The sequence below is a fragment of the Methylobacterium segetis genome (genome assembly GCF_004348265.1).
GTDB classification, from domain to species: Bacteria; Pseudomonadota; Alphaproteobacteria; order Rhizobiales; family Beijerinckiaceae; genus Methylobacterium; species Methylobacterium segetis.
This window is the reverse complement of the sequence record NZ_SMNT01000044.1, coordinates 23,276-37,647: the sequence shown is the minus strand read 5'-3', so window position 1 is coordinate 37,647 and position 14,372 is coordinate 23,276. Positions and strand designations below refer to the sequence as shown.

Below are 14,372 nucleotides of genomic sequence, written 5' to 3'. Positions count from 1 at the left end.
GGCGCGGGCGTGCCCGGCGACCTGCCGCGCGTGCATACCGGCGCCCGCACCGCCACCTCGAGCGAGATCGCCTGGGCCTGGGTGCCGTGGATCATCCTGTCGGTCGTCGTCGCGATCTGGGGCACCGGCTGGTTCAAGAGCCTCGTGAACCCGATCTTCACGATCAAGTACGAGGTCCCGGGCCTGCACAACGTGATCATGAAGGTGCCCCCGGTCGTCGCCAAGGCGCATCCGGAGGCGGCGGTCTTCGCCTTCACCTACATGTCCTACACGGGCACGGGCGTGCTCATCGCCGCGATCATCTCCGGCCTGATCATGCGCTTCTCGCCCTGGCGCCTCGTCACCGCCTATCTCGAGACGATCTGGGTGCTGCGCTACTCGCTCATCACCATCGCGGCGATGCTCGCGCTCGGCGTGCTCACCCGCTACGGCGGCGTCGACGCGACGCTCGGCCTCGCCTTCGCCGGCACGGGCATCCTCTACCCGTTCTTCGGCACCCTGCTCGGCTGGCTCGGCGTGGCGCTGACGGGCTCGGACACGGCCTCGAACGTGCTCTTCGGCGGCTTGCAGAAGATCACCTCGGAGCAGCTCGGCCTGTCGGGCATCCTGATGGCCTCGGCGAACTCGTCGGGCGGCGTGATGGGCAAGATGATCGACGCGCAGTCGATCGTCGTGGCCTCCACCGCCACCGGCTATTTCGGCCAGGAGGGCAAGATCCTGCGCTTCGTGTTCTGGCACTCGATCGTGCTCGCCTGCATGGTCGGCGGCCTCGTGATGCTGCAGGCCTACGTGTACCCGTTCAACGCGATGGTCATCCACCCGTAGGGTCGGCCGCACCGGCCATGCTGCAACCCGCTCCGGCCCTCGGCCGGGGCGGGTTTTTCATGTTCGCGCGGATGAACGCGGTGCCTGCGGCGTACCTTTCCGCCGCCCGCGGCGGCCCCACCTGAGGGGGATGTTCCTGTTCCGGCGTGCCGCCCAGCCCGACAGCCTCGCGACCCTGCCCGGGCTCGAGACCGGGCGCCTGCGCATCGCGGCCCTCGCCGCGCGCGACGCCGAGGCCCTGCGCCGCCTCACCGACGATCCGGCGATCACCGGCGCCGTCGACTTCCTGCCGGAACCCTTCACGCTCGCGGATGCGCGCGCGCTGATCGCCTCCGGGCGGAGGGGCAGCGACCGCTTCAACGGTGTCTGGGATCGGGAGAGCCGCACCCTCGTCGCGGTGGTGGGCACGCACCTGCGGGGCGAGGGCGCCATCGAGATCGGCTACTGGGTCGGAGGAGCAGCCCGCGGCCGCGGCATCGCGACCGAGGCGGTGGCGGGGCTCCTCGGCCTCCTCGCCCGCCGCTTTCCCCACCGGAGCGTCGTCGCCGAGTGCCGTCCCGGCAACGTCGCCTCGTGGGGGCTGCTGCGCAAGCTCGGCTTCGAGGATACCGGCGAGGAGGGGCACCGGCCGGGACGGCGGCTCCTGATGAAGACCGATCCGTTTCGAACACTAGTCTGAAGGTCGGCCGCTTCCCACGCCCTCGGAGAGGAGGGTGACGGAGGCGCCCCCGCCCCTCTACTCCGCCGCCGCCCGCGGCGGTTCTCCCGCCTCCGCGATCCAGGCGGCGAGGGCGGCCCGGCCCCGGTCGGTGAGCGCCCGCTTCTTCAGCGCCGCCTTCTCCGGTCCGCGCAACCGGCGACCCGTCTCGTTGCGCGGCGCCCGCTCGAGCGGCGGGAACAGCCCGAAATTCACGTTCATCGGCTGGAACGAGCGGGGGGCGTTGGCCGCCGGCTCGCCGCCTTGCACGATGTGCCCGCCGGTGATGTGGGCGATGAGCGCGCCGAGCGCGGTCGTCTGCGGCAGCGGCGGCAGGCGGCGGCCCTGCGCCTCAGCGAGCGCGAAGCGCCCGGCCATCAGGCCCACCGCGGCGCTCTCGACATACCCCTCGCAGCCCGTGATCTGGCCGGCGAAGCGCAAGGAAGGCCGCGCCTTCAGGCGCAGCGTCCCGTCGAGGAGGCGGGGCGAGTCGAGATAGGTGTTGCGGTGCAGGCCGCCGAGCCGGGCGAACTCGGCGTTCTCCAGGCCCGGGATCGTGCGGAAGATCCGCACCTGCTCGGCGTGGCGCAGCTTCGTCTGGAAACCCACCATGTTGTAGAGGGTGCCGAGGGCGTTGTCCTGGCGCAGCTGCACGATGGCGCAGGGCTTCACCGTCGGGTCGTGGGGGTTCGTCAGGCCCACGGGCTTCATCGGGCCGTGGCGCAGGGTCTCGGGACCGCGCTCGGCCATCACCTCGATCGGCAGGCAGCCGTCGAAGTAGGGGGTCGAGGTCTCCCACTCCTTGAAGCTCGTCTTCTCGCCCGCGATCAGCGCCGCGATGAAGGCGTCGTACTGCGCCCGGTCCATGGGGCAATTCAGGTAGTCGGCCCCCGTGCCACCGGGACCCGGCTTGTCGTAGCGCGACTGGAACCACGCACGCCCCATGTCGATCGAGTCGCGGTGCACGATCGGGGCGATGGCGTCGAAGAAGGCGAGCGATTCTGCCCCCGTCAGCGCGCGGATCCCCTCCGCCAGCGCCGGGGAGGTCAGGGGACCGGTCGCCACGATCGTCGAGCCCCACGCGTCCGGCGGCAGCCCCGCGATCTCCTCCCGCACGACGGTGACGAGGGGATGCGCCTCGAGGGCTCTCGTCACGGCAGCCGCGAAACCCTCGCGGTCCACGGCGAGCGCCCCGCCCGCCGGAACCTGGTTCGCGTCGCCCATCCGCAGGATGAGCGAGCCGAGGCTGCGCATCTCCTGGTGCAGGAGGCCGACCGCATTGCCCTCCGCGTCGTCCGAGCGGAAGGAGTTCGAGCAGACGAGCTCGGCGAGGCTCTCGGTCTGGTGCGCGTCGGTGCCGCGCACGGGCCGCATCTCGTGGAGCACGACCGGGTGGCCGCCGCTGGCGATCTGCCAAGCGGCCTCGGAGCCCGCCAGCCCGCCGCCGACAATATGGATGGGATCTCGCGCCGTCATCCGGAGGACTTAAACCCGCGGGCAGGGGCGATCAACGGTCCACGCCACGGGACTGAACCGGGGCTCCGGCCGCGCCGTTGACGCCCGCATGGGTCCCGGCGAGACGGTGAGGATGAGCGAGTCGAATCCCCGGACGGAGACGCGAGAGGAGCGGCCGTGGAGTGCGGCCTCCGTTGCGGAGGCGGATGCCGTCTCGGGCGGGGAGGGGATGCGCGCGTCCGAGCGGCGCACGGCGCGCGACGTCAGCCGTCTCGGCTTGCTGCGCGACCAGCTCGGCCGTGTGGCCAAGCGCCTGCCCCTGCGGCGGCGCCTCAGCCGGGGCACGGCGCACGGCGTGATGTCGGCCTGCGCCGCCATCGTCGCCTACCTGCCGACGCAGGCGCTCGGCCTGCGCGAGGGCTTCTGGAGCGCCATCACCGCCCTGGCCGTGGCGCAGACGGAATTCGGCGCGACCCGCTCCACCGCCCGCGACCAGTTCACGGGGGCTGCGATCGGCGGGATGATCGGGCTCGGCACCTATCTGGCGGCCGGCCCGAGCCTGCCGAGCTACGCCCTCAGCGTGATTCTCTCGATCGTCGCCTGCGGCCTCGTCAACGTGGCGAGCGCCGGGCGGCTCGCGGCCATCACCGCCACGATCCTCCTGCTGGTCCCCCATCTGGGCAGCGTCGAGCGGATGCTGTGGTCGCGGGTGTTCGAGGTGGGATGGGGGGTGTGCGTGGCCATCGTCACCGTCTGGATCGTGACGCGGATCAACCGGCGCCTCGGCATCGCCCTGTGAGCCCTCAGTGGAGGGGCGGGCTCATCAGATAGCTCTCCCGGTCTCCGGAGACGACGCTCAGGGCGATCGGGCGGCCCTCGCGGCGCACCGAGAGCGGCACCCGCACTCCCGCCTCGCCGAGGGCCCAGACCTGGCGGAAGAAACCGGCAAGGTCGGAAACGGGCTCTCCGGCGACGGCCTCGACGAAATCGCCCACGCGCAGGTCGCCCGCCTCCGCCGGACCGTCGTCGGCGAGCCCCATCACCGCGATGCCGTCCTCCGTCTCGGTGGCGTAGACGCCGAGCCAGGGCCGGGGCGGCCGGTTCGGGCGGCCCCGGGCGGCGAGATCGTCGAGGATCGGCGGCAGGAGGTCGATCGGCACGACGAGGTTGATCGGCCGCGCGCCCGCGCTGCCGCCCTGCTGGAGCTGCAGGGAGCCGATGCCGACGAGTTCGCCGCCCGGACCGATCAGGGCCGTACCGCCCCAGTGCGGGTGCGACGGCGCGGTGAAGAGCGCCTCGTCGAGGACGTACTCCCAGTAGCCCGCGAATTCCTGGCGGCCGACCACCTGGGTGGCGACGCTGCGCGCCCGTCCCCCCGCGCCCGCCAGCACCGCCCGGTCGCCCATCTTGAGCCCGGCGGAGCGGCCGATCGGCAGGGCCGGCAGGGCGAGGTCGCCGAGCGCCTGCACGAGGCCGAAGCCGGTGGCCGCGTCGAAGCCCACCACGTGGCCGGGGACCGAGCGCCCGTCATGGGTGGTGAGCCAGACGGTATCGGCCTCCATGACCAGGTAGCCCACGGTGAGCACGAGCCCGTCCTCGCGGATCAGCACGCCGTTGCCCGCCCGCTCGGTGCCGAGCGTCTCGGCGGTGAAGGCCTCGGCCGGGACCCGGGTCGAGAGGGCGACGACGGCGCTCAGCGCCCGGTCGAGGTCGTAGCCGTAATCGGCGGGCTTGGGCTGCACGGATGCGGGGATCCTCCAGTCGCCCTGCGAGGCCATGGCGTTTCCGTCCTTCCTGCGTCTCGGGGACATGACGAGACGGCCTGAGATAGGTCGCCGCTCCGGGCCCGACAGGCTCGCGCGGCGACGCCACCCACAGGTTGTGCCAGCGGAAGCGTATGGCGCGCCGGGCGGCTCTGCTCTACGATCCGGCCGCCGGCGGAGAGGGCGCGAGACCCGGGGCGCCGGCTGCGGAAACGCTCCGTCCTTGCCCAGCCAGGCAGGGCTCCCGGGCGCGTGTGCCGCATGTCCTGCCGAGAGCGCCGGCGCGCGCGAGAGGAAGGTTGAAGTCCCGTGCGCGACGACGCGACCCTTGAGCGACTCCTCGACGCGGTCGCGGCCCGGGACGAGGCGGCGCTTCGCGCCCTCTACGATCTCACCGCGCCGAAACTTCTCGGCGTGATCCTGCGTATCCAGCGCGACCGGTCGGCTGCCGAGGACATCCTTCAGGACGTCTTCCTGCGGGTCTGGCAATCGGCGGGCTCATACGTTCCGGAGGCGGGGCGCCCCCTGTCGTGGCTCTGCACGATCGCGCGCAACCGCGCCATCGATGCGATCCGCCGCAGAACCGAGGCGCAGGGGCCGGTGCACGAGGATGGGGAGGATTGGTTGGAGCGGCTCGCCGATCCTCACGACAGCGAGGACTCGATCCTCGGCCGGGACGCCCTGCGGGCCTGCCTCGCACGGCTCGATCCCGCGCACCGGGATTGCGTCGTGCTGGCCTATTGCGAGGGCTTCTCGCGGGAGGACCTCGCCCAACGCTTCGAGCGCCCCGTCAACACGATCAAGACCTGGCTGCACCGCGCGCTGGCGAGCCTGAAGGGCTGCCTGGAGGCCGTGTCGTGAGCGCGGGACAGGAGGCGCGGGAGCCCGGAGAAGACCGCGCGGGAGAATATGTCCTCGGCACCTTGACGCTCGCCGAACGGGTCGCCTTCGCGCGCGATCTCGCCCGGGATCCGGCCCTCGCCCAGGCGGTGCGCGATTGGGAACGGCGCCTCGGCCCCCTGAGCCTCGTCGCACCCGAGATCCGGCCGGGGCCGCATGTCTGGGAGCGGATCGCCCGTGCGCTGCCCGGAGGCGCGGCGGCCAACGACAACCGCGTCCGTGCGCTGACGCGGCGCCTGCGCCTCTGGCAGGGCGGGGCCGCCGCTGCGGCGCTCGCAGCCGCCGGGCTCGCCCTCGTCATCCTCTCGCCCCGGCCCGAGCGACCGGACGGAGCCCGCTACGTCGCCGTGGTCACGAGCGGCGGTGCCGCACCCGCCCTCCTCGTGAGCATCGACACCGCGACCGGGCAGGCCGCGGTGCGGCCGGTGGCGGCCGAGACGCCGGCCGGGCACAGCCTGCAGCTCTGGTACGTGGGCACCGACGCCGTCCCGAAGCCGCTCGGGCTGATCGGCGCCGACGCGGCCCGCCTCCCCTTGCCGGCGGGCGCCCGGGCGGGCGAGGGCGTCTTCGCCGTCTCGGTCGAGCCGCCGGGCGGCTCCCCGACCGGGCTGCCGACGGGGCCTGTGGTCTACACGGGCAAGCTCATCCGCGAGTGACCGCGATCCGCAAGTGACCGCGAGATCAACGTGAACGGGCCCCGCCTCGGGGAGGCGGAGCCCGCAGCTTGATGTGCCTCGCGTGGCCCTGGAAGCCGGATCCGGCGCTTCGCACCGTCCGGACGGAAGGCCGCACACGCGGACGGGCGCCGACCCCGCCGCGCGGGCCGGCCCCTTTCCGATCAGGGCTGCAGCACGCCGTTGATGACGTGGATGACGCCGTTCGACTGCATCACGTTGGCGATGGTGACGGTCGCGGTGTTGCCCTTAGCGTCGGTGACGTAGACCTTCTTGCCACGGGTCGAGACCGTGAGCGGCGCGCCCTGCACGGTCTTGAGCTGACCTTCACCGCCGCCCTGCTTGGCCAGCGCCGTCAGGTCCTTCGCGGTGTAGGTGCCCGGCACGACGTGATAGGTGAGGATCGCGGTGAGCGTCGCCTTGTTGGCAGGCTGGACCAGCGTCTCGACGGTGCCCGGCGGCAGCTTGGCGAAGGCGGCATTGGTCGGCGCGAACACGGTGAAGGGGCCGGGGCCGGCCAGGGTGTCGACGAGGCCCGCCGCCTTCACGGCCGCCACCAGCGTGGTGTGATCCTTCGAGTTGACCGCGTTCTCGACGATGTTCTTCGACGCGTACATCGGTGCGCCGCCGACCATCGGGTTCTTGGCGAGCGCGGCACCGGGCAGCGCGAGGCCGATGGCGAGGGCAAGGGCGGCAGCGCGGGTGCGGCCGGCATTCAGGATGACCATTGAGCGTAACCTCTCTTCTGACCCCTACGGGGGCGGACGCAGGCCTCTACGGGGCTCTGCGAAGGAAGGTTTCGCGCAATCGAACAGCGGTGCGGAATTTTTTCAGCTTCGTTCTGCGCGCGCGCGGATCAGGCCCGATCGGCACGGCCCAAACGAGAAGCCGCCCGACTCCGAAAGGAGCGGGCGGCTTGCTGACCCTGCCGGATCCGGCCCGAGTCGCCTCGGGCCGGGTTCGGAAGATGTCTCAGTACTTGCGGATCAGCGGAGCCGGGGCCGGAGCCGGGGCGACGGCTGCGGTGTAGAGCGGCACGATCACGCGGAACCAGCCCTCGGTCGCCTCGGCGCCGGCGACGCGGTTCACGATGTGGCGGGCGGCGTAACCCTGGACCGTGAAGGGTCCGAAGTCGTAGCCGATGAGGCCGCCGAGAGCGAAGTAGCCAGCGCGCGCGCCGCCGAGGGCGACGGGCGAGAAGCGCGAGTTGTTGGCGAGGTCGGTGGTGCCGTAGCCGATCGCACCGATCTCCCACTTGCCGAACTTCTTGGTCGCCGTCAGGTCGAGGTTGAGGGCGTCCGACGGAGCGTACGGGCCACGCACGAGCGGGGAGCCGCCGGAGAAGAAGGAGGGCGTGTCGTAGAAGTTGTAGGTGAGGTTCGCGGTCAGGTTCCAGCCGTCGCCGGTGTAGCTGATGGCGAAGCCCTGGCGGTAGGTGTTCGACGACAGGATCGGCAGGCAGCCGATGCCGCAGCCGCGACCCGCGTTGAGCTCGTTGAGGTACACACCGGCGAGGTAGCTGACGCCGACGTTGTTGCCCAGATCCCAGGCGAAGATGCCGCCGACGAAGGTGCCGACGTTGATGCTGGTGTCGAGAGCCGCACCGTTACGGCCGCGGCCGAACGAGAAGACGGTCGGCGGAGCGACGGCGAGCTCGACGCGGGCGTCGAGGATCTTCCACGGGGTCGACCACAGCAGGATCGGGATGTTGATCCCGACATCGACCGGCGAAACGTCGGGCGAGCGGTACAGGAACGTGTTCAGCGCGTAGACGCCCTCGGGGAGCGGGGCGCCGACCGCGAGGCCGACCTGCTCACCCGGAACCGTCGTGGTCTGAGCGAAGGCGGCGGTCCCGGTCATACCGACGGAGAGCGCGACCGCTCCCGCGGCGAGCCAGTTCTTCATCATTTTGTCTTTCCTTCCCAAGGATTTCAGGCGTGCGCCCCGTAGCCTTGTGCACAACATTGCCGGTTTGCCGAACGCGTCGGCTTCCGCCCCAATGGTGCCAAGCGCCCCCTTACGGCCCCACCTCAAGTCTCAACGCTGAGAACTATTCTACAGCCGCGCTCGGAATGACAGTGGAATGCCTCGCATCCGGGCAGATCGGATCGGACCGTTGCGCAAAAGCCGCATTTTTGCCGCGTTGCAACAGCCCGGCCGCCGGGAGGCCAAAGGTGCGGGGCGACGGGCATGGCGCGGGGGCCGGCGCCTCATCCGGAAGAATAACGCAGATCGCTCAAGCTCTTGCCGGGCGTCCGCGATCCGGGACGATTGCGCAGTTGCCCCATGGAAATCGGGCAAGGCCGTGTTGGCGGACGGCCCCGCGGACACGGGAGATCCGGGCTCGAGGGAGGTGCGGGCGGCTACCGCGAGGGCCCGCTTTCGGTCGAATCGGGCGGGGTGGGGCGGTCCCGCGGCGAATCGGACGGTCGCGGCGCCGGACTGCGCCACCCGGCCCCCACCCCTCTCACTCGGCGGCCGCGCGGCCCCCTGCCGGCATCGCGGCCGCGGGACGGCGGGCCAGCACGTCGCGCAGGAAGCGCCCGGTGTGGCTCGCGGTGGATTTCGCGATCTGCTCCGGCGTGCCCTCGGCCACGACGACACCGCCGCCGTCGCCGCCCTCGGGACCCATGTCGATCACCCAGTCGGCGGTCTTGATGACCTCGAGGTTGTGCTCGATCACGACCACGGTGTTGCCTTGGTCCACGAGCTCGTGGAGCACCTCCATCAGCTTGGCGACGTCGTGGAAGTGCAGACCGGTGGTCGGCTCGTCGAGGATGTAGAGGGTGCGGCCCGTGGCACGCTTGGCGAGCTCCTTCGAGAGCTTCACCCGCTGAGCCTCGCCGCCGGACAGGGTCGTCGCCTGCTGGCCGACATGGACGTAGTGCAGGCCGACCCGGGCCAGCGTCTCCATCTTCTCGCGGATCGAGGGCACCGCCTTGAACAGGTCGGCCGCCTCCTCGACCGTCATGTCGAGCACGTCGGCGATCGACTTGCCGCGGTACTTCACCTCGAGCGTCTCGCGGTCGTAGCGCCGCCCCTTGCAGACGTCGCAGGTGACGTAGACGTCGGGCAGGAAGTGCATCTCGATCTTGATGACGCCGTCGCCCGAGCAGGCCTCGCAGCGCCCGCCCTTCACGTTGAAGGAGAAGCGCCCCGCCTGATAGCCGCGGGCCTTGGCTTCGGGGAGCCCTGAGAACCAGTCGCGGATCGGCGTGAAGGCGCCGATATAGGTGGCGGGGTTCGAGCGCGGCGTGCGCCCGATCGGCGACTGGTCGATGTCGATGACCTTGTCGAGATGCTCCAGCCCCTCCAGCCGCTCGTAGGGGGCCGGGTGCTCCAGCGCCCCGTTCAGCTTCTTGGCCACCGCCTTGTAGAGCGTGTCGATCACGAGGGTCGACTTGCCGCCGCCCGAGACGCCGGTGATGCAGGTGAAGGTGCCGAGCGGAATCTCGACGGTCACGTTCTTGAGGTTGTTGCCCCGCGCCCCGGTCAGCTTCAGCTTGCCCTTGCGGGCCTTGCGGCGGGCGGCGGGCGTGCGGACGCTGAGCTCGCCCGTCAGGTACTTGGCGGTGAGCGAAGCGGGATGGGCCAGCACCTCCGCGGGCGTGCCCTGCGCGATGATCTCGCCGCCGTGAATGCCTGCGCCCGGGCCGACATCGACCACGTAGTCGGCCTGCAGGATCGCATCCTCGTCGTGCTCCACGACGATGACCGAGTTGCCGAGGTCGCGCAGGCGCTTCAGCGTGCCGAGGAGCCGCTCGTTGTCGCGCTGGTGCAGGCCGATCGAGGGCTCGTCGAGGACGTAGAGGACGCCCGTCAGTCCCGAGCCGATCTGGGAGGCCAGCCGAATGCGCTGGCTCTCGCCGCCGGAGAGCGAGCCGGAGCCGCGGGCAAGCGTCAGGTATTCGAGCCCGACATCGACCAAGAAGGTGAGGCGGTCGCGAATCTCCTTGAGGATCCGCACCGCGATCTCGTTCTGCTTCGGGCTGAGCTTGTCCGGCAAGTCCGAGAACCAGCGATGCGCCTCGCGCACCGAGAGCGCGGTGACCTCGCCCACATCCTGCATGGCGACCTTCACGGCGAGCGCCTCGGGCTTCAGCCGCTTGCCGCCGCAGGCTTCGCAGGGAGTCTCGCCCATGAAGCGTCCGATCTCCTCGCGGGAGGCGTCGCTCTCCGTCTCCTTGTAGCGGCGCTCCAGGTTCGGGATCACGCCTTCGAAGGGCTTGTTCACCGCGTAGGCGCGCATCCCGTCATTGTAGTCGAACCGGATCGACTGGCGGCCGGAGCCGTAGAGGATCACCTGCCGCGCCTCCTCGGGCAACTCGCCCCAGGGCACGGTCGTCTTGAAACCGTAATGCTTGGCGAGCGCGTCGAGCGTCTGACCGTAATAGGGCGAGGTCGATTTCGCCCAGGGCGCGACGGCGCCGCGCTTGAGGCTCAGCGCCGAATCCGAGATCACGAGCTCGGGATCGATCCGCATCTCGTGGCCGATGCCGCCGCAGGTCGGGCAGGCGCCGAAGGGATTGTTGAACGAGAACAGCCGCGGCTCGATCTCGGCGATGGTAAACCCTGAGATCGGACAGGCGAAGCGCGAGGAGAAGGTGATCGATTCGGGCGCCCCGCCCTCGGGAGCGTCGGCGAATTCGATCAGCGCGACGCCGTCTGCCAGTTCCAGCGCCGTCTCGAAGGATTCGGCGAGCCGCGAGCCGATGTCGTCGCGCACCACGATCCGGTCGACCACCACGTCGATGTCGTGCTTCAGCTTCTTGTCGAGCTTCGGCACGTCATCGATCGGGACCATCTCGCCGTCGATGCGCAGGCGCTGGAAGCCCTTCTTCTGGAACTCGGCGATCTCCTTGCGGTACTCGCCCTTGCGGCCCCGGACGACGGGAGCGAGCAGGTAGAGGCGGGTCTTCTCCGGCAGCGCCAGAACCCGGTCCACCATCTGGCTCACCGTCTGGCTCTCGATGGGCAACCCCGTGGCCGGCGAGTAGGGGATGCCGACCCGCGCCCAGAGAAGGCGCATGTAGTCGTAGATCTCGGTCACCGTGCCGACCGTCGAGCGCGGGTTCTTCGAGGTCGTCTTCTGCTCGATCGAGATGGCCGGCGAGAGCCCGTCGATCTGGTCGACGTCGGGCTTCGACATCATCTCGAGGAACTGGCGGGCATAGGCCGAGAGCGATTCGACGTAGCGGCGCTGCCCCTCCGCGTAGATCGTATCGAAGGCGAGCGAGGACTTGCCGGAGCCGGACAGGCCCGTGAACACCACGAGCTTGTCGCGGGGAATCGTCAGATCGACGTTCTTCAGGTTGTGCTCACGGGCACCCCGCACCGAGATCACCCGGGTGTCGCGGGCCGCGTCGAACAGGGCGCCGAGCTTGGCGTCGGCGGCCACCTCGCGGGCCTGCTCCGCCGCGGCCTCGTTCGCGACGGGCGAGGCCACGGCCCGGGGCTTCCTGCCGGATCGCGTGCTCGGGCCCGCATCCGGCTGCGCGGCGGATTTCGGGGCGGCTTTGGCGCTGGCTTTTGCCATGGGCAGGCAGGTCTCTTCGCAGTCTGTCGGTCGGCGGCGAGCCGAATGCGTCCCGGCCGGCGAGCCGGTCCCCGCGACGCGGAACCGCGTCGGCAGGCCAACGCGTCACCGGCCCCGCGTTTCGATCGAGGCGCAGGATTTCTTCGGACAAGGGCAGGGCACTGTCCGACACGATCCTGCTTAGAACAAACACGGTACAGGAGCAAACCCGGGACCGGGCCGGCCGATACGCGGGCGCTATCCCGATGTAGGAAGCGCCAAGCCCGAGTCCAACCGGTCTCCGACGCGCGGGTCCGTGCTGGTCGCGCCCTCCTCGACAGTCCCCGCGCCTCTTCAGGGATCTTGAATGCTCAAATTTGATTCTTATGACCAAATGTTGAGCAGAATCTCGAAACGGAAACGCTGAATTTACATCACCGCGCCGATCCAGATTCGGACTGCAATTCTGGATTGATATCGGCATGAGAACGGGTGGTTTCATCGCGTCCCTGCGGGGACGCATCCTGGCCGTGGCGCTCGCGCCCTGCCTCGCCTTCGCGGTGGTGGCGGCCCTCGCCGTCTCCGATCGCCTGGAGCAGCGGGCCGGCATGGAAGCGGTCCAGGATCTCGTCGGCCTTGCCTCGCAGGTCAGCGCCTTCGTGCACGAGGCCCAGCGCGAGCGCGGTGCGTCGAGCCTCTTCCTCGGCTCGAAGGGCAGCCAGTTCAGGGCGGAGCTCGCCGCCCAGCGGACGCGTACGGATGCGGCCCGGGCGGACCTCGCGGGCGCGGTCTCGGCATCGGCGAGCGCGGGATCCGGCGGGCCTCTCGCACGGCAGGTGGCGCAATTCCGGGAGGATCTCGGGCGCCTCGAGGGACAGCGGAAGGCGGTCGACGCCCTGGAGCCGACCCCGCCCCAGGCAATGGCCTACTTCACCGGGCTCATCGGCCAGGGGCTCGGCATGGTGGGCGAGATGTCGAAGACCGCGAGCCACGCCGGCATCGCGAATCGCCTCGCCACCTACGCAGCTTTCCTCTCGCTCAAGGAATTCGCCGGCCAGGAGCGGGCGGCCGCCTCCGCGATCGTCGCGGGCGGCAGCCTCGATCTCGCCGGGCTGAAGCGGCTGACGACGCTCGCGGCCAACCAGGGGACCTACGAGGCCCTGTTCCGCCTGCGCGCCGAGCCCGCCCAGACCGCCGCCTTCGAGACGGCGGAGGCGGCGGAATCCGCCCGCGAGGTGGCGCGCCTGCGCAAGCTCGTCCTCGACACGCTGCCGGGCGAAGGGCTCGCCTTCCGCGACAGCCCTCTCTGGTTCAAGCTCGCCTCCCAGCGCATCGACGCCTTGAAGCGCGTCGAGGACGGCCTCACCGGCGACCTGCTGGCGGTGGCCGGCGCCGTGCGGGCACAGGCCGACCGCAGCCTCGCTCTCTGGGCCGGGGCCGGGCTCGCCACCTTCCTGCTCTCCGGCGCGCTGGCCTTCGGCCTCGGCACCGCCATCGCTCGCCCGCTGGTGCGGATGTCGCGGGCGCTCACGGCGATCGGCCGGGGCGAGGAGGACGTGGCGATCCCCGAGGGCGGCCCGCGCGAGGTCCGGTCCATCGCAGCGGCGGCGGCCGACTTCCGCCACAGCGTGCGCGAGCGGCACCGCATCCGCGCCGAGCAGGAGCAGATGACGCAGGAGAGCGCTGCCGCCCAGCGCGCGGCGGCCTTGAGCCTCGCGGACGGGTTCGAGGCGCGGGTCGGCAGCATCGTCGCGGCCGTCTCCTCGGCCGCCACCCAGCTCCAGGCCGCCGCGGGCGGCATGGCGCGGGCCGCAGGCGACACCGCTTCCCTGAGCGCCCGGGTCGCCAATGCCTCGCAGGAGGCAGCCCTCTCGGCCGACACGGTCGCGGCGGCGACGGAGGAACTCTCGGCCTCCGTGCGCGAGATCGGCACCCAGGTCACCGCCTCGGCCGACCTCGCGGCGGCGGCCGAGCGCGACGCCGCGGACATGGCCGGGGAGGTGCACCGCCTCGCGGCCGCCGCTGGCAGCATCGCCCAGATCGTCGGGCTGATCTCGGACATCGCCGGCCAAACGAACCTGCTGGCGCTGAATGCCACGATCGAGGCGGCGCGGGCAGGAGAGGCGGGCCGCGGCTTCGCGGTGGTGGCCGCCGAGGTGAAGAATCTCGCGAGCCAGACCGCGCGCGCCACCGACGAGATCGCCGCGAAGGTCTCCGAGATCACCGCCTCGACGACGACCTCGGTCGCGGCGATCGACGGCATCACGGGCGTGATCCAGCGCCTCGCCAGGATCGGCGGGGACATCGCGGCGGCCGTCGAGGAGCAGGGCGCGGCCACCGCCGAGATCGCCCGCACCACGGCGCAGACCTCGGCAGGCACCCGCGCGGTCTCGGGTCACATCGCGGGGGTGAGCGAGGCGGCCGGAACCGCAAGTGTCGGCTCGGCGCAGGTGCTCGCCGCCGCGGGCGACCTCTCGGCGCAGGCGAACGACCTGCGCGCGGCCGTGGGCAGCTTCCTCGCGACAGTGCGGGCGGCCTGAGGG

Annotated in this window: 11 protein-coding genes; 6 read left to right on the top strand and 5 right to left on the bottom strand. The window is 71.1% G+C overall.

Annotated elements, in window-relative coordinates; genetic code table 11:
• Together E1J50_RS13195 and E1J50_RS13190 are read left to right on the top strand one after the other, a co-directional pair.
• On the top strand, nt 1-825 hold an 825-nt coding region (locus E1J50_RS13195), incomplete at its 5' end, for an L-lactate permease (RefSeq protein WP_132254302.1).
• Nucleotides 826-955: 130 nt separating this feature from the next.
• Nucleotides 956-1,504 carry a GNAT family N-acetyltransferase gene (locus tag E1J50_RS13190; protein ID WP_207919205.1) on the top strand — a complete coding sequence of 183 codons (549 nt, stop codon included), beginning with the start codon at nt 956-958 and terminating at the stop codon, nt 1,502-1,504.
• Nucleotides 1,505-1,561: 57 nt separating this feature from the next.
• Here E1J50_RS13190 and trmFO read toward each other — a convergent pair whose 3' ends face one another.
• Nucleotides 1,562-2,998 carry a methylenetetrahydrofolate--tRNA-(uracil(54)-C(5))-methyltransferase (FADH(2)-oxidizing) TrmFO gene (gene trmFO / locus E1J50_RS13185; RefSeq protein WP_132254301.1) on the bottom strand — a complete coding sequence of 479 codons (1,437 nt, stop codon included), beginning with the start codon at nt 2,996-2,998 and terminating at the stop codon, nt 1,562-1,564.
• A gap of 208 nt (nt 2,999-3,206) precedes the next feature.
• Here trmFO and E1J50_RS13180 point away from each other — a divergent pair, with 208 nt between their 5' ends.
• A complete protein-coding gene (locus tag E1J50_RS13180) occupies nt 3,207-3,776 on the top strand; it encodes an FUSC family protein (protein WP_132254303.1) in 570 nt (189 codons plus the stop codon).
• Nucleotides 3,777-3,780: 4 nt separating this feature from the next.
• On the opposite strand, the gene E1J50_RS13175 is transcribed toward E1J50_RS13180, so the two are convergent.
• Nucleotides 3,781-4,755: a S1C family serine protease gene (locus E1J50_RS13175; RefSeq protein ID WP_132254300.1), complete on the bottom strand. Its 975-nt coding sequence runs from the start codon at nt 4,753-4,755 to the stop codon at nt 3,781-3,783.
• A gap of 294 nt (nt 4,756-5,049) precedes the next feature.
• Here E1J50_RS13175 and E1J50_RS13170 point away from each other — a divergent pair, with 294 nt between their 5' ends.
• Nucleotides 5,050-5,601 carry a sigma-70 family RNA polymerase sigma factor gene (locus tag E1J50_RS13170; protein ID WP_132254299.1) on the top strand — a complete coding sequence of 184 codons (552 nt, stop codon included), beginning with the start codon at nt 5,050-5,052 and terminating at the stop codon, nt 5,599-5,601.
• Nucleotides 5,598-6,296 (top strand): anti-sigma factor, encoded by a 699-nt coding sequence (locus E1J50_RS13165; protein ID WP_132254298.1) that lies wholly within the window; start codon nt 5,598-5,600, stop codon nt 6,294-6,296. Before E1J50_RS13170 ends, E1J50_RS13165 begins: the two co-directional genes overlap by 4 nt.
• 182 nt (nt 6,297-6,478) lie before the next feature.
• Here the strand turns inward: E1J50_RS13165 and E1J50_RS13160 are convergent, their stop codons facing one another.
• The 3 genes from E1J50_RS13160 to uvrA all read right to left on the bottom strand — a co-directional run bounded on the left by E1J50_RS13160 (nt 6,479) and on the right by uvrA (nt 11,850).
• Nucleotides 6,479-7,042, bottom strand: coding sequence for a fasciclin domain-containing protein (locus E1J50_RS13160; RefSeq protein WP_132254297.1), 564 nt, complete (start codon nt 7,040-7,042; stop codon nt 6,479-6,481).
• A gap of 244 nt (nt 7,043-7,286) precedes the next feature.
• Complete coding sequence (locus E1J50_RS13155) at nt 7,287-8,222, bottom strand: transporter family protein (RefSeq protein ID WP_132254296.1); 936 nt, start codon at nt 8,220-8,222, stop codon at nt 7,287-7,289.
• A gap of 559 nt (nt 8,223-8,781) precedes the next feature.
• Entirely contained in the window at nt 8,782-11,850 is a 3,069-nt protein-coding gene (gene uvrA, locus E1J50_RS13150; RefSeq protein WP_132254295.1) for an excinuclease ABC subunit UvrA, read from the bottom strand.
• A gap of 461 nt (nt 11,851-12,311) precedes the next feature.
• On the opposite strand from uvrA, the gene E1J50_RS13145 reads away from it, so the two are divergent.
• The gene (locus E1J50_RS13145; protein WP_132254294.1) at nt 12,312-14,369 is read left to right on the top strand and encodes a methyl-accepting chemotaxis protein; all 2,058 of its coding nucleotides are present in this window, start codon (nt 12,312-12,314) and stop codon (nt 14,367-14,369) included.
• Nucleotides 14,370-14,372 lie beyond the last annotated feature (3 nt).